Source organism: Pseudomonas sp. OV546 (genome assembly GCF_900116845.1).
Classification (GTDB): domain Bacteria; phylum Pseudomonadota; class Gammaproteobacteria; order Pseudomonadales; family Pseudomonadaceae; genus Aquipseudomonas; species Aquipseudomonas petroselini.
Window position 1 is genome coordinate 160,501 of record NZ_FPCE01000011.1, and the last position, 17,324, is coordinate 177,824.

12 protein-coding genes are annotated in these 17,324 nt (G+C 62.0%); 7 read left to right on the forward strand and 5 right to left on the reverse strand.

Annotated features, from left to right (window positions below):
* Position 1: 1 nt before the first annotated feature.
* From BM403_RS23330 to BM403_RS23340, 3 genes are read right to left on the reverse strand one after another with little or no spacing between them, the layout of a single operon-like run.
* Positions 2–1,840, reverse strand: a complete 1,839-nt coding sequence (locus tag BM403_RS23330; RefSeq protein WP_093545097.1) for an ABC transporter ATP-binding protein — start codon at positions 1,838–1,840, stop codon at positions 2–4.
* Entirely contained in the window at positions 1,833–3,599 is a 1,767-nt protein-coding gene (locus BM403_RS23335) for an ABC transporter ATP-binding protein (protein ID WP_093545100.1), read from the reverse strand. The genes BM403_RS23330 and BM403_RS23335 overlap by 8 nt, the downstream gene beginning before the upstream one ends.
* Before the next feature lie 56 nt (positions 3,600–3,655).
* Positions 3,656–4,888 carry an acyl-CoA dehydrogenase family protein gene (locus tag BM403_RS23340; RefSeq protein WP_093545103.1) on the reverse strand — a complete coding sequence of 411 codons (1,233 nt, stop codon included), beginning with the start codon at positions 4,886–4,888 and terminating at the stop codon, positions 3,656–3,658.
* A gap of 341 nt (positions 4,889–5,229) precedes the next feature.
* On the opposite strand from BM403_RS23340, the gene BM403_RS23345 reads away from it, so the two are divergent.
* Genes BM403_RS23345 through BM403_RS23375 form a run of 7 tightly spaced genes read left to right on the forward strand, consistent with a single transcriptional unit; the run spans position 5,230 to position 13,461 of the window.
* Positions 5,230–6,273, forward strand: coding sequence for an ABC transporter substrate-binding protein (locus tag BM403_RS23345; protein WP_093545105.1), 1,044 nt, complete (start codon positions 5,230–5,232; stop codon positions 6,271–6,273).
* A gap of 15 nt (positions 6,274–6,288) precedes the next feature.
* The gene (locus tag BM403_RS23350; protein WP_093545108.1) at positions 6,289–7,017 is read left to right on the forward strand and encodes a class II aldolase/adducin family protein; all 729 of its coding nucleotides are present in this window, start codon (positions 6,289–6,291) and stop codon (positions 7,015–7,017) included.
* A 46-nt stretch (positions 7,018–7,063) separates the two neighbouring features.
* Complete coding sequence (locus BM403_RS23355) at positions 7,064–8,251, forward strand: LLM class flavin-dependent oxidoreductase (protein WP_093545111.1); 1,188 nt, start codon at positions 7,064–7,066, stop codon at positions 8,249–8,251.
* A 3-nt stretch (positions 8,252–8,254) separates the two neighbouring features.
* Positions 8,255–9,811: an ABC transporter substrate-binding protein gene (locus tag BM403_RS23360; RefSeq protein WP_093545114.1), complete on the forward strand. Its 1,557-nt coding sequence runs from the start codon at positions 8,255–8,257 to the stop codon at positions 9,809–9,811.
* The gene (locus BM403_RS23365; protein ID WP_093545117.1) at positions 9,804–10,862 is read left to right on the forward strand and encodes an ABC transporter permease; all 1,059 of its coding nucleotides are present in this window, start codon (positions 9,804–9,806) and stop codon (positions 10,860–10,862) included. Before BM403_RS23360 ends, BM403_RS23365 begins: the two co-directional genes overlap by 8 nt.
* Positions 10,859–11,686 carry an ABC transporter permease gene (locus tag BM403_RS23370; protein WP_093545120.1) on the forward strand — a complete coding sequence of 276 codons (828 nt, stop codon included), beginning with the start codon at positions 10,859–10,861 and terminating at the stop codon, positions 11,684–11,686. Before BM403_RS23365 ends, BM403_RS23370 begins: the two co-directional genes overlap by 4 nt.
* Complete coding sequence (locus tag BM403_RS23375) at positions 11,683–13,461, forward strand: dipeptide ABC transporter ATP-binding protein (protein ID WP_093545123.1); 1,779 nt, start codon at positions 11,683–11,685, stop codon at positions 13,459–13,461. Before BM403_RS23370 ends, BM403_RS23375 begins: the two co-directional genes overlap by 4 nt.
* A gap of 96 nt (positions 13,462–13,557) precedes the next feature.
* Here BM403_RS23375 and BM403_RS23380 read toward each other — a convergent pair whose 3' ends face one another.
* Both BM403_RS23380 and BM403_RS23385 read right to left on the reverse strand, forming a co-directional pair.
* Entirely contained in the window at positions 13,558–14,643 is a 1,086-nt protein-coding gene (locus tag BM403_RS23380; protein ID WP_093545126.1) for an LLM class flavin-dependent oxidoreductase, read from the reverse strand.
* 19 nt (positions 14,644–14,662) lie between these two features.
* Positions 14,663–17,224 (reverse strand): TonB-dependent receptor plug domain-containing protein, encoded by a 2,562-nt coding sequence (locus BM403_RS23385; protein ID WP_093545129.1) that lies wholly within the window; start codon positions 17,222–17,224, stop codon positions 14,663–14,665.
* Between the last annotated feature and the right edge of the window lie 100 nt (positions 17,225–17,324).

Sequence of the window (17,324 nt, forward strand, 5' to 3'; positions counted from 1 at the left end):
CCTATAGGGCGATGGCGTCAGGTTGATGGGCGCTGCGCAGGTAGGTGTGGTACAGCGCTGCGTAGGGCCCGGCCTGTCCGATCAATTGCTGGTGTGGCCCCAGTTCCACCACTTGGCCGTGGCGTACGACGGCAATCCGGTCGGCATCCCGAATCGTTGCCAGGCGGTGGGCGATGATGATTGCCGTGCGCCCCTCACACAGGCGTCGCAAGGCCCGTTGGATACGCCGTTCGGTATGAATATCGACCGCCGACGTCGCCTCATCCAGTACCAACACCGCCGGGTCCGCCAGGTACGCGCGCACCAGACACACCAGTTGCCGCTGGCCATGGCTCAGATGTGCCCCCAGTGGCCCTACTTCAGTGTGGTATTGATGGGGCAGGCGCTCCAGCACTTCATCGGCGCCCAGCTCACGGGCAGCGGCGACCAGCGTTGCATCATCGGCCTGGGGCGCGGCCAGGCGCAGGTTGTCGAGGATGCTGCCGCTGAACAGTACATTGTCCTGCAACACCACGCCCACATGGCGACGCAAGGTATGTTGCGCCAGGTCGCGGACATTGATGCCGTCGAGTCGCACGGCGCCGGCTTGGACTTCGTAGAAGCGCGTCAGCAGTTGCACCAGGGTACTTTTGCCGTGGCCGGACGGGCCGACGATCGCCAGCACTTCTCCGGCTGGAATATGCAGGTTCAAGCCTTTGATTACGGGCGCCTGACCATAACCGAACTCCACCTGGTCAAACTGCACTTCCCCACGAGCGCGTTCCAATGTGCGGGGGGTAGCGCTGTCGACGATCTGCGGGCGCGTGTCAAGCAACAGGAAGATCCGCTGGGCTGACGCCGAACCCGTGGCGTAGCGTTCAAACAGGTCCGATAGCTCCTGCAACGGCCCCAGGAACAGAAACACGTAGAACAGGCTTTCTGCCACCTGGCCGACACTGACTTCACCCGCCGCCAACCCATACGCACCCACCAGCAATAACAGCGCGATGCCTGCTGAACTGAGCAGTGCGGTAAACGGTGCAAACCACGACGAGCGCAAACTGCCGCGAATCAGCGCGTGGTTGAAATCATTCAGCAGTACGCGATAGCGCTGCAGGTTCGGCGCCTCCTGAGCGCACTGTTGCAGCAAGCGCGCACCGCTGACGCTTTCCACCAAGTGCGCGGTAAAGCGGCTGCGGTTCTCCGCGACCTTGGCCCAGTTGCGCTGGGAAATACGCTTGAAGCTCCATGTCGCGAGCACCAGCAATGGCACCGTCGCTACCAGGCTGAGGAAGAACCGTGGGTCGATGCGCCAGAGCATTACCGAGGCCAGGCCGCAGCGCAGCACGGCGCCCAGCAGTTCCGGCGGGCCTTGGATCACCAGCGGTTCGAGGGCGTCGACATCGCGGTCGACCCGGGAAATGATGCGCCCTGCACGAGTCTGGTCGAAGTAGCTCACGCTCAGGTTCTGCACATGAGCAAACACCTGCACGCGCAAGGCATTCAACACGCGGATTGCCGCGCCGCCGGCAACAAACTGCGAGACCCCGGCCAGCAGGAAACGCGCCAGCCAACTTGTCGCCAGGCCCAGGCCTAGCCATAGCACCAGGTTTTCATCCAGCAGCCAGTGATCGGCTTGCCGGATCAGTCCTCGGTCCAGCAGCTCGCGTACAAACCAGGGCCGCAGGAACACGGTGAACACCAGTAGGATCTCAATGCCGATAACAGCCGCAATCTGCCGACGGATCGGTCGCAGTAACGGCAGCAAGCGTTTGAACATGCCACGATCGAGGGCCTTTTTCGCCAGCATTTCTTCGATTTCGATATCGCTCAAGGCTTTGCCTGGCAGCGGGTTAGCCATGGTCTATCCCCAGCAGGTCGCGGTAGTGCGCATTGGTTGATTGCAGTTCAGCATGGGTGCCTTGGGCGGTGATCCTACCGTCATCCAGCATCAGCACGCGGTCGGCCAGCAGGATGGTCGAGAGCTTGCTGGAGATCACCAGCACCGTGGTGCCGCGCAGGTGTCGCAGGTTGTGCAGCACCTGGCGCTCGCTGATGGCGTCGAGGGCGCTGGTAGCGTCGTCCAGGCATAGGATGTCGGGTTTGCCGAGCAGCGCGCGGGCCAGGCACAGGCGTTGGCGCTGGCCGCCGGATAAGGTCACGCCCCTATCGCCGAGAGGGGTTTCAAGGCCCAGGGGCAGGCGCTGCAGGACATCTTCAGCAGCGGCTTGATGCAACGCTTCGCGCAGTTCTTCGTCGGTGGCATTAGGTGCGGTCAGGCGCAGGTTGGCCGCCAGGCTGCCGGCAAACAGGAAACTCTCTTGGGGTACCACATGCACGCGCTGACGCAGCGGGCCCAGTTGCAGGTCACGGATGTCCCGCCAGCCGTCGTTGTCCGAACCGAGCAACAGGCGCCCGGCGGTCACATCGCTCAGGCGCGGCAATAAGCTGGCGAGCAGGCTTTTACCGGTACCGGTTGCACCCACCAGCGCGACGATTTCACCCGGCTGCAAGGTCAGCGAACAGCCGTGCAAAATGTCGCGGCCACCACCGGGCGCGGTCACGCTGACCTTTTCCAGCTTCAGTCCCAGCGGGCTGGCGGGTAGGGTGGCAGCACCGCTGCGGATCGCGGCCGGAGCGTCCAGCAGTTGCCAGATGCGTTCGGCACTGGCGCGGGCATCGGCGAAGGTCTGCATTACCCGGCCGATGCCCTCTATACGAAACACCAGGGTGGTGGCGATCAGCAGCGAAGTGACCAATTCGCCGATTCCCAGTTGACCGGTCGCCACAAGGTGCGCGCCGTATACCAGGATCCAGACGTGACCCAGCGCCACTACGGCCTGGGGCAGCGGAATACGTGAGCTGGAATAAGCCAGGGCCTGGCGCGCCAACGCAGCAAACACCGCCACCTGATCTGCAAAGCCCTGGATACGCCGCTGTTCCAGGGCGAACGACTTGATCACCCGTACGCCGCCAATGCCTTCGCTCAGGTCCTGGTTGACCCGGTCATAGGCGCTACCGACCGCGCGATCCAGGCTCACCAGCTGTTCGGTCTGACGCACGAAAATCGCCAAGCCGGTCACCGTCAGCAACAGCGGCACCAGCCCTAGCAGCGGGTTGTACCAGCTCAGCAGGCCAACCGTGGCCAGCACCACCAGCGGTGTCTCTACCAACTGCCGCCAGAAAGTGATCAATGCGTCGCGCACTTTGTCGGCATCACGGGTGGTGCGGGTGATCATTTCACCCATGCCGTGCTGCCAGTGATAGCCCAGGTGCAGGCTTTGCACCTGGGCCAGGATGCGTGAGCGCAGGCGCGTCAGCAGTTCCTGGCTGATCACCAGCGACAACACGCTGGCGATGTATTGCAGCACGCCACGGCCCAGGGCCACGGCCAGCATCAGGCCCAGCCAGTACCAGCCAAGGCCGGCATCCAGGCTGCCGTCGCCGAGGCGTGCCACGGCACGCCCGGCGCTCACGTCATTGACTGCATGGCCGATCAGCCATTGCTGCCAGACCAGGCCCAGGTTGATGGCCACGTACAGCGCCGCCACCAGGGTGAATCGCCAGGGCATTTCCCTATAGATCGCCAGGCTGCGTAGAAGAGGGTGTCGTTCGATCATGAAAAGCTCATTGGCATAAACGGCGTATAAGGGCACACACAAAACCCTACAGTGATTTATTTGCGTGTAGCGCCTTGGGTTTCCTTGGCGTTAAGGATCGCAGTGTATTCACCGGGGTCCACGCCATTGAGGTAGTAGTTGCCCACATGGTGCAGGCGCCAGCGGATCGGGTCGTGGGTGGTGTGCACCCGGGCATTGCGCCAGAAGCGGTCGAGGTTCCATTTGCTCAGCGATGAACTGGCCCCCAGCAGCGAGAAGATATCGCTGGAGATCTTCAGCGAGGCGCTGTCCGAATGGGCGCGGGCGGTGGCGACCGAAAGGATCAGCTCGTCTTGCAGCTCTTTGTTTTCCGGGTCTTGCTCATGGCGGTCAAATATCCGTGCCGCATCGCGCAGCAGGGATTCGGCGGCGCGCAGGGCCACGGCGTATTCGCCAATCTGTTTGATGATGTGCGGCTCTTCATTGGCATGGTCTACGCCGCTTTCCACCCACGGCCGAGCGTTGTGCTTGAGGTAGTCGACGGCCGCCGACAACGCGCCGGCCGCGATACCGGTATCAATGGCCGCGTGAAGGATCTGCGGGAAGGTCAACCCGGTACGTTTCATTGGGCCCTTGCGGCGTGAAACAAAATCCTCATCCAGCACGATATTGTCGAAGTTCACCGTGCCACTCACCGAGTTGTTCTGGCCGAAGGCGTCCCAGTCGTCCACCAGGGTCAGGCCTGGCGTGTTGCGGTTGAGCAATACGCCGGCACCGCCGTCATCCGAGGCGGCCGTGAGGGAGATCCATTCGGCCAGGTAAGAGCCCGTGGAGTAAAACTTGCTGCCATTGAGTACCAGGGCGCCGTCCTCGCGGCGTTCGACGCGGGTCTTGAGGGCGAACTTGTTCTTGCCGCCTACCTCGGCCAGGGCGTTGCCGAAACGCTTGCCAGCCAGGACATCGCTGACCAGCCGATCGCGTACCGCATCCGGGTAACCGTTGAAAATCCCGCGCAGCATCACATTGTGGATTTGCAGCAATTGCCCGACGCCGCCGTCGGCCACCGAGATGATGCGCACGGTTTCGACGATGGTCTGCACCGATGCGCCCAGGCCGCCGAAGGCCTTAGGTACACCGATGGCGGTGATGCCGCTTTCGGACAGCAATTGCGCCTGGCGCCAGGGCAGTTGGCCATTTTGCTGGGTGTCGGCGGCAATGCTGGCGATCTCCACGGCGATTTCTCTGGCGGCGTCGATGGCCTCGGTTTCGCTGTGCAGGTGGCGGGCGGGCGCCTGTTCATACGTTGTCATTCATTCATCCTTTGGTTTGCCCCGTTCCTCTATGGCTGTGCGTCATCGTTGACGAACATCGCCGGCAAGCCGGCTCCTGCGGGGAGGTTGGTGTTGGGAGGGCTTGAGCAAGTTCTGCGCCAACGAGCAAAACCCTGCTGTATGGGGGAAGGGGCGCGCCGGTTTGCTGCTGGGGAAGCAGCGTCGTGAAACGGCTGCTGGAAGAGCAGCAGTGCTGTTGGCAGGCCAGCAGTCGCGTTTGGATGTTTGTTTCCATGTCCTTATAAACCGGGGCTTTGAGCAATTGGCACGCCCTCTGCAATACCCCCTCCACTGACTTGCCCAATTTAATGGAGCTGCCCATGACCCTTTCCGCTGTCCTGCCCACGCCTGAGTTTGAGCAGATCTGGTTTACCCGTTGCCCGGTGCCGACTGCGTCCGGCATTGCCTACAAGCTGGGCTGGTTGAGCGAGGAGTTCGCGCCCGACGGCCTGCCGGTGTCCACCTTGCAGGAGGCGCGTCAGTTGGGCCGGCACCACTATGATCACGATTTGCCGGGGCTATTCCGCGAAGGCGGCAACGTCCCTGCATTGGCCGCACGTGCCGCGGGTGCGCCGAGCCGCTTGATCGGGCTGACCTGGATCGAGGAATGGCAGACCATTCTGGTCCGCCCGGACTCCGGCATCACCCGTCCTGCAGACCTCAAAGGCAAGCGCCTGGCCCTGCCAGCCTGGGGTGAAAACCGTCCTGGCAGCATCGCCCGCGCCATGAGCCTGCATGGCTATAAGGGCGCCTTGAGCCTGGCCGGACTGGGGTTTGATGATGTGGAACTGGTGGAAGTGGCATTGCAGGACCAGGAACAAGCGCCTGACCCGCAGCAAGGTTTGCAGCGCTTGTGGTCCGGCCTGGACTACCTGGTACGTGGAGAGGTGGATGCGGTTTACGTCAAGGGCGCTTCGGCGGCCGACGCCGCACGCCGCCTGGGGCTGGTGGTGGGGATCGACTTGGACCTGATCGCCGAACCGCGCTACCGCATCAACAACGGCACGCCGCGTCCGATCACCGTTCACCAGAGCCTGCTGGACAACCACTTTGACCTGGTGGTGCGCTTCCTCGCGCAAACCCTCAGCGCCGCCGATTGGGCGGCCAACAACCGCGACAGCCTGAACGCCATTCTAGAAGAAGAAACTCGTGCCGGCAGTGCCGGTGTGGCCGAGGCTTATCGCGGTGATTTCCACACCACCCTGGCGCCGGACCTGTCTGCCCAGCGCCTGGAATTCCTCGATATCCAGAAAGATTTCCTCTACCTGCACGGCTTCCTGGAGCGCGATTTTGCCATCGCCGACTGGGTCGACCCGCGCCCCCTGCAAGCTGCCCATGAACTGTTGGCCAAGCGCCGCGCCTGAATCCGGAGAATCCCCATGACTGCCATTGCCCACACACAACCGATCAGCCAGGAACTGCAAACCTTTATCGACAAGGTCCTGCTGGAAGCCGAAGAAGCCTTCACCGTGTTCCGTGAAACAAACACCATCACCGCCGCAGGGACCGTCGGCTTTATCGAGCGCGTACCTGGCCAGGAACTGTTGGTATCGGTGAACTACGCAGGCCCGTGGAACTACCGCAAGCCGCTGCAAGCCACGGTGACCGACTTTGCCGGCAACGTGGTGTTTGGCAAGGGCAAGGGCGGCCTGGGGCGCTACACCAAGCTGTTCCAGCAACACCCGGATGTGACCACCGTGTCCCACGTGCATTCGCCGTACCTGGGCGCCTGGGCCCAGACCCACCGCACCTTGCCATTCCATTACGTGCCGGTGCAGCGCTACCAGTTGGCCCGTGAACTGCCGGTGTATATCGACCGTCGCCAACAGGAAGTGGACTTTATCCTCGACAAGATCGCCGAGAACCCCTTCAACCTGGCGATCCTGGAGGCCAATGGCGGCTCCACCGTGTGGGGCAAGCAAGGCCTGCGCGCTACCGCCGAATTCATCCTGTTGCTGGAGGAGGGCGCACAACTGCAATTGCTTGCCGATGCGCTCGGTGGCTCACGGGCCTACGGGCCGGGCGTGTTGACCCAGCAATGGAAAATGAGCGGCCTGTTCGAACACGCCACGGCCTTGGGCCTGGTTCCGGCCATCGACCGCCGCTAACGCCTTACCAGCGCCCACAGGGTTCTCTATTTCAAGGATGTTTTTTATGGCTGTAAAAATTCTTTGGTACTTGACCACACCCGATGGCCCGTACCCATGGGAGCCGGAAGGCCGTTGGAACACTGATTTCCAGCACCTCAAACAGCTCGCCGTGGCCAGTGATCGCCTGGGCTACTACGGTTCGCTGCTCGGTTCCAGCCCCAATGAAAGCCTGGCGGTGGCCGCGTCGTTGATCGACGCCACCCAGCGCCTGCGTTTTCTGGTGGCGCAGCACCCGGGCGAGTTATCGCCAGCGGTGTTGGCCAAGTGGGCGCTGACCTTCGATCAGTTCTCCAATGGCCGCCTGCTGTTCAACGTGGTCAATGGCAATGACGCAGGCCTGGCGACACTTGGGGTGCACTACCCGCATGACGAGCGATACGCCTTCAGCCTGGAATACTGGCGGGCGTTCCAGGGTTTCTATGCCGGCGACACGCGTGGCTATGACGGTGAGTACGTCAAGCTCGCACCGCGTTCGCCCGGCGCAGCCAACCATCCGCTGGGCGGCTGGCATCCGCCTTACCAGAAGCCGGGCATCCCGTTGTGGGGCGCCGGAACCTCAGGGCCCGGTGTCGAGCATTCGGTGCAATTGCTCGACGTGTACCTGAGCTTCGCCAACACTCCGCCAAAACTCGGCGACAAGTTTCGCAAAGTCGCCGCAGAAGCGGCGAAGATCGGTCGCGAACTGACCTTCGGCACACGCCTGCAAATCATCGTGCGCGAGACCGAGGAAGAAGCCTGGGCCCACGCCGAAAGACTCCTGCAACGCACCTCGCTGCAAACTGCGCGCAACGCCATCGAGCGCCAGTTGCCGGCCGGTGTGAGCCTGGAAGATTTCCACAGCGACGACCCGCAGACCCAGCGTAACGTCGAAACCATTCGCGCCGGGCGTTTGCCGACCGCGCGTGATCTGGAGATCTATCCTAACGTATGGCTTGGCCCGAGCCTGTTCGGTTTCAATATCCTCGGGCCGGCCGCTGGTACCTACTTGGTGGGCAGCGCGGAACAGGTCGCCGAGCGCATCCGCGAATACGAAGCCCAGGGCACTTCCTCGTTCATTCTGTCTGGCTTCCCGCTGATCGATGAAGCCCACCGCGTGGCCGACCTGCTGTTCCCGCTTTTGGACCTGGACCACGGCTTTGAAGCGCCGCGTCTGGGTGTCAGCCAAAAGTCGCCGCAGCGCCAAGAGGCTTGAACCATGAGTGATGGATTTTCTCGCCGGGTGTTTCTCGGCAACAGCTTGGCCATCGGCGGTGGTTTGCTGTTGGGCGGCTGCGACAGCGGCACGACGACTCAGGGTGCCGCCGTACTGAGCGGTAAGCCCGTCAGCGGTGGGCGCCTGCGCATTGGCATTATCGATGGCGATCAGTCTGGCAACCTGGATGCCCATAAACCGGTGGGCGGCGGGATCATTCGTGGCTGGGCGCTGTACAGCAAGTTCTGGGAATGGAACACCGATGTCAGCACACGCCTGGCCCTGGCCGAGTTCGCCGAACCGAATGCCGATGCGAGTGCCTGGACCATCCGCATCAAGCCGGACCTGGAGTTTCACCATGGCAAGACCATCGGCGCTGACGACATGCTGTTTTCGTTGTTGCGCCTTACCGATCCTAAGCTGGCATCGCCGTTTGCCGGCCTGGTCGGTGCCATTGATCGCAATGCCTTACGCAAGCTGGATGAACGCACCATCGAAATTCGCTTCAAGCAAGGCCAGAGCTTCTTCCCTCTGGATGAAACCCTGATCAGCTTTGGCGGCATCGTCCCCACCGACTATGACCCCATCACCAATCCGGTAGGTGCCGGCCCTTATAGGCTCAAGCGTTTCGTACCCGGCCAGCGCTCGTTGTACACGCGGTTTGAGAATTACTACAAACCCGGCCAGCCTTATGCTGATGAGCTGGAAATCATCGAGTTCAAGGACCAGGTCTCCCGTGTTGCCGCGTTGCGCGCCGGACAGATCGATGTGGCCAGCGGTGTGCAGGCCGAGCACAGTGCGTTGCTCAAGGCCGACTCACGCTTGTCGTTGTGCGTGTCGCCAAGCACTTCGTTTACCGGTTTCAATCTCAACCTGGCCAAGCCGCCCTTCGATGATGTGCGGGTGCGCCAGGCGTTTCGCTTGCTGGCGGATCGGCAAGAGCTGGTGGACCGTGGCCTCAACGGTTTCGGTCGCATTGCCAATGACCTGTATTCACCTCACGATCCCACCTACAACCATGCGATTGCCCAGCGGCCGTATGATCTGGAGCAGGCCCGCTCGCTGCTGCGTCAGGCCGGGCAGACGGATTTGCGCGTGGAACTGACCACCATGCCTGGGCCCGGTGTGAACGCCGCGCTGGTGTTGGCCCAGCAAGCGAAAAAGGCCGGTGTCGAGATACGCGTGACCCAAGTGGATGGCGCTGTGTTCAACGGCCCGCAGCGTGAGCAGTGGCAAGTGTCGCCGGGTTCTACGCCTGCGCGGGGTTTCCTGGCTTCGGCACTGCACAACGACGCGCCGCTGGCGATCTACAACCGCAGCAACTTCCATGACCCGCGTTTTGATGACCTCTACCGTAAGGCCCTTGCGCAGCCAGACCTGGAACTGCGTAAAGGCCTGGTACACGAGGCCCAGCAGATTCAACACGAACGCGGCGGATTGCTGATTTGGGGCTTCAACGATGTGCTGGACGCCGCCTCGGTCAAGGTCGGCGGTTTGGCGCCAGAGCAGACCACCTTCGCTTCCTGGCGGTTTGACGAACTGTGGTTGAAGCATGCTTGAGCCGTCAGCCAATCCTCCACGCACGCCTGCTTGGTTGTCATGGTTTATCGGGCGCCTGGGTTACGGCCTGCTGACGGCCTGGGTGATCAGCCTGGTGGTATTCATCGCCACCCAGGCACTGCCATCCGACCCTGCGCGGGTGATCCTCGGCCCGGACGCGCCGCTGGAAAGCATCCTTACCCTGCAACACCAGTTGGGGCTCGACCAGCCAATCCTGTGGCAATACCTGCGCTGGCTCGGCAGCGTCTTGAGCGGGGACCTCGGGGTTTCCCTGGACTCCAACGCGCCGGTCAGCCACATCCTGTGGGGGCGTTTGGGCTACACACTGGCGTTGCTGGCCGGGGTGATTACCCTGGTAGTGCCTGGCGCACTGGCCCTTGGCGTGGCCCTGGCGTTGCGGCGCGACAGCTGGCTGGATCGCTGGAGCCTGTCGTTGCTGATTTTTCTGAAAGCCACGCCGGGGTTTCTGTTGGCGATTGGCCTGGTATTGCTGTTTTCCATGCCACATATGGATTTCTTGCCCGCGGTATCGATCCTGGATCCCGACCTGTCGCTGCTGCGCCAACTCAAGGCGCTGGTATTGCCGATATTTGCCTTGAGCCTCACTGCATTGCCGTACCTCACGCGCATGGTGCGTGCCGCGGTGATCGAGGCGCAGGAGTCCGATTACGTGATTGCCGCCAGCCTACGCGGCATTCCGCAGCGGCGGATTGTCTGGTGCCACACTTTGCCCAATGCGCTGGTACCGGCGATCCAGGGTGTGGCGCTGACCTTGCGTACGTTGATCGGAGGCGCAGTGCTGGCGGAAGTCATCTTCAGCTATCCCGGTATCGGCACCGCGCTGAACGCCGCGATCCAGATGCGCGACCTGCCGATGATCCAGGCGATTGTGCTGGTGATCACCCTCGCGGTGGTGCTGATCAACCTACTGGCCGACCTATTGACCGTGCTGCTTACGCCTAAGCTGCGCACCGCCCGGCGGGTGACCCTGATTCAACGCAACCGGAGGGGAATCACCCCGTGGTGGCGCCGCTCCCGAGGTGACGCATGAGTGCCCGTCGATGGTTGGCCGAACCACAAACACGTAAGGGCGCGTTGATCACTCTACTGGTGGTGGCCGTGGCGCTGTTCGGGCCTTGGTTGGCACCTCACGGGTCGACGGACATGGTCGGTCCTGTCTACGGCGCGCCTGCAGGTGATGCGTGGCTGGGGTATGACTTCCTGGGGCATGACGTGCTGTCGCGATTGCTCAGCGGTGGTTTGTCGGTGCTGTGGATGTCGGTCGCAGCCGCCAGTATTGCACTGGCGGTGGGCACTACGTTGGGGTTGCTGGCGGGTTTGTCGCGTCGGCGCCTGGATCAGTTTATTACCTGGTCGGCGGATGTGTCCCTGGCGTTCCCCGACCTGATTCTGGTGCTGCTGATTGTGTCCATGTTGGGGCGCGCACCGTGGTTGATCGTGCTGACAGTCTCCATCGCCTTTATACCGGGCGTTATCCGCCTGGCGCGGGCGAGTGCGGTAGCAGTGGCAGGGCAGGAGTTCGTTGAAGCGGCGCAAATGATGGGCTATTCGCGACGCCGAATTCTGTTCAAGGAGATCCTGCCGAACATCCTCACGCCCCTGCTGGTGCATTTCGGCAACATGCTGACCTGGGGCGTGGGCATGCTGTCGGGCCTGAGCTTTCTTGGCTACGGCGTGGCGCCACCCACCGCTGACTGGGGGCTGATGATCAATGAAAACCAGGCCGGCCTGCTGGTGCAACCCTGGGCCGTATTGGCTCCGGCGGTGCTGATCGGTGTGTTTGCCTACGGCACCAATATTTTGGCTGAAGGCATCGGCCGCAGCAGCGCAAGGCTGGGAGACAGACAAGCATGAATGCGATTACCGAAATCGACGCCGGGGTGTTGCAGGTCCGCGACCTGCGGGTTGAATTGCCGGGGCAGGTGGATGTGGTGTCGGGCATCTCGTTCAGCCTGGCTGCCGGGGAAATTCTCGGTTTGGTGGGTGAGTCGGGCTCGGGCAAGACCACCTTGGCGACTGCGTTGCTGGCACATGCCCGGCGCGGTGCACGGATTGTCGGCGGGCAGGTGCACGTAGGTGACCAGGCATTGTTGAGCCTGGAAGGCGAAGCCTTGCGCCGTGCCCGTGGCAGCCTGATCGGTTATGTCGCCCAGGACCCGGCCACCGCGCTCAATCCGGCACTGCGCATCGGTCACCTGTTGCGTGAAACCCTGACGGCGCATCCTTCTGGGCTTGACCGCGAGGCGCAACAGCAGCGCCTCATCGAGACCCTGCGTGACGTCGGCTTGCCGGACGATCACGGGTTTCTACGGCGCTTTCCCCATCAACTGTCCGGCGGCCAGCAGCAACGGGTGATGCTGGCGCTGGCTTTTGTGCTGCGCCCGCGCCTGATCGTGCTGGACGAGCCGACCACTGCGCTGGACGTCAGCACCCAGGCGCATATCCTCGCCACGCTGCGTCGGCTGTGCAAAAGCCAGGGCGTGGCGGCGGTGTATGTGTCCCACGACCTGGCGGTGATCAAGGACCTGGTGGACCGGGTGATGGTGATGTACGCCGGGCGCATCGTTGAAACGGCGACGCGGGATGAGTTGTTCAGTCGACCGTCCCATCCCTATACCCGAGGGTTGCTGGCGGCGATTCCGGATGTGGCGGGACGGCGCGAATTGACGGCGATTGCCGGGCATGCACCGGCGCCGGGGCGTCGGCCCCAGGGGTGCAGTTTCGGACCGCGCTGTGAGCGGTTTGCGGCTGGGTGCGCGGTGGCTGAGCCGTTATTGCAGATGAACGCGGCCGGTCGTGGGGTGGCTTGCCTGGCGCCTCACGATCAGGCGTTACAGGTCAGGGCACTCGCGCCAATTGCGGCCTTGAAGGGGCGGGTAGAACTGCCACTGTTGTCGGTCAGTGGCTTGAACGTCGCCTATGACCGGCAAGTGTTGTTCGATGTCTCGTTGCAGGTGCAGCCGGGTGAATGCCTGGCGATTGTGGGTGAGTCGGGCTCGGGCAAGACCAGCCTGGCGCGGGCTATTGCTGGCCTTGGGGAGAATGCCGAGGGGGCACTGGACTACGCCGGCCGGCATTTACCGTTGCACGCCCGCCAGCGCGATGCAGGCCTGCGCCACCAGATTCAATACATCTTCCAGAATCCATATCGCGCGTTGAACCCACGGCAAACCGTGTACCAGACTCTGAGCGCGCCACTGGCGCATTTCTTCGGCGTGAAAGGGGCGCCAGCGCGGGAGCGAGTGGAAGCCGTGCTCAAACGTGTGTCACTGCCGGGATCAGTCGCCGGCCTCTTTCCCCACAGCCTGTCAGGTGGTGAACGCCAGCGAGTGGCTATCGCCCGTGCGCTGTTGTGCGAGCCCAGGTTGCTGATTTGCGATGAAATCACCTCGGCATTGGACGTATCGGTACAGGCGTCGATCCTGGACCTGCTGCGCCAGCTACAGCGTGAAGGATTGACGATATTATTCGTCACCCACGACCTGGGCGTGGTGCGCGCGATTGCTGATCGGGTGCTGGTGTTGAAGGTCGGAAGGGTGGTGGAGCAGGGGGCCGTTGATGATGTTTTGGATCAACCACAGGCGGCATATACGCGCACGTTGCTGGAGCATTCGCCGTCGTTGGGGTGAATGGCTCCGCTGCACAGTGATCGCCGGCAAGCAGGCCCCTACAGGTACACAAACCCCTTGAAGGAACCGGCTTGCCGGCGATGGCTTCAGCCGTCGTTAAGCAATTTTCGCCTTGCGCCGCAACGCCTCTTCACGCACTGCGGGGATAATCCACCGCCCATAATCCACGGTGTCGTACAGCGGGTCATAACCGCGATTCAAGAACGTGGTAACGCCCAGGTCCACATAATCCAGCAGTGCCTGCGCCACCGTTTCCGGGGTACCCACCAGCGCGGTGGTATCGCCATAAGCGCCCACTGCTGTCGCCGTCGGCATCCACAACGCACGATCATGACGATCACCCAACGCCGCAGCTGCTAACAGACGTTCTGAGCCGGTGCCTTTGATCCGCTTCTGCCACGGACTGCCTGCGGCAAACTGTGGATTGGCCTTGATCTGCTCCAGGATCTGCTCGGCGCGTTGCCAGGCCAATGCCTCTGTCGCTCCCAAAATCAGGCGCACCGACAAACTGATCCGTGGCGCTTCAACACCCGCTGTTAATGCAGCCGCCTTCAGCTTGGCAATTTGCTCAGCCACGCCGCTTAACGGCTCGCCCCACAGCGCATACAGGTCCGCGTGCTTCACCGCGATCTGATAGGCAATGTCGGAAGATCCGCCAAACGAGATTGGAATATGCGGCTGTTGCAACGGTTTGACCGGCGAAAACGCACCCTTGATGTTGAAGTACTCACCTTCGAAATCGAACGGCTCTTCGGCCGTCCAGGTGCGTCGCACAATCTCCAGATATTCATCGGTACGCCTGTAGCGTTGGGTCTTGTCCAGCAGGAAGTCGCCTTCCTGTGGCTCGGCTGTGATGCCGGTAATCGCGTGCAAGCGAATGCGCCCGCCGCCAGTGGTGTGGTCCAGCGTGGCAAACGAGCGGGCAGCGACGGTTGGCGCGGTGAGTCCGGGGCGATGGGCGATCATGAAGCCCAATCGCTCAGTGTGCGCCGCCGCATACGCGGCAATTTGCAGGCTGTCGGCACTGCCGGGGCCGCTGGCGATCAGCACACGGTCGAAGCCTGCATGTTCATGGGCGCGGGCATGGTGACGGATAAAGTTGAGGTCGAAATCCGGGCTGCGAACGCCACGGGTTTCGGACCACTGGCGAGGGAAAATCATGCCGACAAATTCGATAGACATAACGTGCTCCTGGTGCGGATCAGAATTGATAGTCGACCTGGGCCAACAAGGTGCGGCCAGGCATGGGTTGCAAAAAAGTGTTGGTGGAACCGGCCAGTCCGCTGACGAAGTTCAGTTCATTGGTCAGGTTGAGCACCCGTAACGTGGTGCTCCATTGCGGTTGGCGGTAGTACACGGCGAGATCGAGGTTGTATTCGTTCGGGATCTTTACGGTCTTGCTGAGGTTCAGGTACCAACTGCTGGTCCACCAGCCTGAAAGTTCGGCGCCAAAGCCTGAGTCGAAGCGGTAGTCGACATACCCGCTGGCGGTGTATTCAGGAATCTGCACCGCGTCGAAACGCCCGGACGGCCGCTGGTTGAGGCTATTGTTATCGCCGAACACTGTGCCGTTGTCGGGAATGAACCCCGCTGAGGCAAATCCGGCCTGGGAGGTGAACTCGTTATAGGCGTTGAGCTTGGACAGGTTCAGACCGCTGCGAAGGTGGTCGTCCGGTTGATAGCGCACGGTGGCTTCCACACCCTTGATCATCAGCCGCGCGATGTTGTTATTGCTGTCAGGTGCCTGGTCGCGGGCTTGCTTGAACGCCGCCAACGTCATGAACAGCTGGTTAGGCACTGCTTCGACCTTTACCCCGACTTCATGTAGCACGCTCAAGCTCTGGAACGCCAGCGGGTTGAGCTGGTTGGCGCCACTGCCGCTGCCCCAGCCAAGGCCGTTGGAAAAGAACCCGGTGTTGACCGCCAACGAGCGGTCGAAGGTGTAGTACAGCGTGGTGTTTTCAGTCGGTTTTACATACGGGCTGACCTGGAAAGCAAACAGCCGGTAATTGTCGCTGTCCTTGCGCCGGTTGCCACCGGCGAGTACGAACGGGTTGTCGATCTCGGCCTCGATCCAGCTGCGGCTGGCGCCAATATTCAAGCCGAAATACTCGCCGTACTTGAGGTTGTGCTGGCTGAACAGGGTTTTGGTGGTCCAGGTGCTTTCAGCGGTGTAGGGCGCCACCGATTCGGCGTACAGGCCGTGCCCAGCTGCATACATGGGCGGCAGGTTGAGCCAGCCGTAGTAGTTGGAGTATTGCGGCACGCCGGGTTGTCCGATCCAAGCGCCGTTGCCGCCGGCAGGGTTGCTGGCGTTGAGGCCGAGTAAGTCACCAGGGTTTTTGCCGGAAGGGTCTTGGGTCAGGTCATAGGCATTAATGGTCGAGCCAAAGCTGTTGTTCGCAGCAATCGACTGGTTGAATTCGCGGCGGTAGATCAGGCCGCTGTTGCTGTCATCGCGCAGGGTCCAGCCGCCCAGCTGGGTCTCGTTGCGCGAGCGGAACTCGAAGCGGTTATCGAAAATGTTGTCCTTCGATTGCACCTGGAATGCGCCCACGGCATCGGTGATGTCTTTGGAACGTTCATAAAACATGCTGTTGGCTACGGTGATAGTCGGCGACAGGTCGGCCTCGATACGCAGTTGCGTGGTGAAGCGCCGCGAGCTGCTTTCGTCCTCTTTGCGCTGCCCGGTCTGTGATGAAAGCGACTGCTCGCCATTGCCCGCCAGCGTCGGGTCATACACCCAGCCACGCAGGCTGCCGGGGTTGGCCTGGGTATTCGGTGAGGCAGTCTGGAAGCTGCCGTCGACCACACTGTATTGGCCCTGGGCGTTGCGTTGGCGTTTTACCCAACCGAGTGTTGGCGCATCGGCGGCGCCCGAAGCCAGCACCGGCGACCACAGGGTACTGCCGTTCTGGATAATCGGTGTGGCGCGCCCGGCGTAGTATTTGCCGTCGTCTACCAGGCCCTGAGTAGCGCGGTTCCAACCGTGGGTGATGTTGTAGTCGTAGTAATTGTCGTAGCTGGCGTTCCAGTCGACGCGCACGTTGTCGTTGCGCCAGGCCAACGCGCCATAGAAGGCGTCAAAATTGTTCTCGACATTGTCATAGAAGTCCTCCTGGCGCTGCTTGGTGATGCTCACGCGGTAGGCCAGGTTGTCACTCAGAGGCCCGGTGTTGTCGATACTGAATTTATTGGAACTGCGAGAGGTGCCGTCCGGAATCCACGATCCCAGTTCGCCGCTGAGTTTGGTTTTGAACGCGTTGAAGTCGGGTTTCTTGCTCAGGTAGTTGACGTAGCCGCCGCTGCCGGATATCGAGCCATAGGTCACCGAGGACGGGCCGGCAACGATGTCCGCACCTTCATAGGCGTTGAAGTTGGCGGGGTGGCGCACGGCGTAACCACGCTGACCGTCCTGGAAAATCTCCGAACCCTGGCCACGAAACTGGGGTGCGATACCCGCGTTTTGCCCGCCGCCCCGAGTAATGCCGGGCGCATATTTGACCAGGTCGTCGGCGCTATGGATCGCGCCGCTCGCCAATTGCTCGGCGTTGATTTGCACCACGGAGCGCGGCGTGTCCAGCACTTTGGTTTCCGTGCCACCGTACACTGAGGTCGGCGGGCGGGTGGGCAGTGCGTCGTCATCCGACTCGCTGGCACTTGCCTGCACGGTCACGGTTTGCAGTTGGGTATCGGTGGCAAAAGCCTGCAGCGGCAGGGTGACTGCCAGCAGCAGGGGTAAACGCAAGGCGATAGCGTGCATGGCAGAAATGACTCCTGTCGAAAATTGTTATCAATGTGATGCCCCGTAGGCGTCCGGTTGATCCGCGCAAGGCTTGGGGCCTCATCGCCGGCAAACCGGG

What these genes read in the sequence shown, in the direction of transcription:
- BM403_RS23330 (WP_093545097.1), bottom strand. Translation starts at nt 1,840, where the DNA reads ATGGCTAACCCGCTGCCAGGCAAAGCCTTGAGCGATATCGAAATCGAA.
- BM403_RS23335 (WP_093545100.1), bottom strand. Translation starts at nt 3,599, where the DNA reads ATGATCGAACGACACCCTCTTCTACGCAGCCTGGCGATCTATAGGGAA.
- BM403_RS23340 (WP_093545103.1), bottom strand. Translation starts at nt 4,888, where the DNA reads ATGACAACGTATGAACAGGCGCCCGCCCGCCACCTGCACAGCGAAACC.
- BM403_RS23345 (WP_093545105.1), top strand. Translation starts at nt 5,230, where the DNA reads ATGACCCTTTCCGCTGTCCTGCCCACGCCTGAGTTTGAGCAGATCTGG.
- BM403_RS23350 (WP_093545108.1), top strand. Translation starts at nt 6,289, where the DNA reads ATGACTGCCATTGCCCACACACAACCGATCAGCCAGGAACTGCAAACC.
- BM403_RS23355 (WP_093545111.1), top strand. Translation starts at nt 7,064, where the DNA reads ATGGCTGTAAAAATTCTTTGGTACTTGACCACACCCGATGGCCCGTAC.
- BM403_RS23360 (WP_093545114.1), top strand. Translation starts at nt 8,255, where the DNA reads ATGAGTGATGGATTTTCTCGCCGGGTGTTTCTCGGCAACAGCTTGGCC.
- BM403_RS23365 (WP_093545117.1), top strand. Translation starts at nt 9,804, where the DNA reads ATGCTTGAGCCGTCAGCCAATCCTCCACGCACGCCTGCTTGGTTGTCA.
- BM403_RS23370 (WP_093545120.1), top strand. Translation starts at nt 10,859, where the DNA reads ATGAGTGCCCGTCGATGGTTGGCCGAACCACAAACACGTAAGGGCGCG.
- BM403_RS23375 (WP_093545123.1), top strand. Translation starts at nt 11,683, where the DNA reads ATGAATGCGATTACCGAAATCGACGCCGGGGTGTTGCAGGTCCGCGAC.
- BM403_RS23380 (WP_093545126.1), bottom strand. Translation starts at nt 14,643, where the DNA reads ATGTCTATCGAATTTGTCGGCATGATTTTCCCTCGCCAGTGGTCCGAA.
- BM403_RS23385 (WP_093545129.1), bottom strand. Translation starts at nt 17,224, where the DNA reads ATGCACGCTATCGCCTTGCGTTTACCCCTGCTGCTGGCAGTCACCCTG.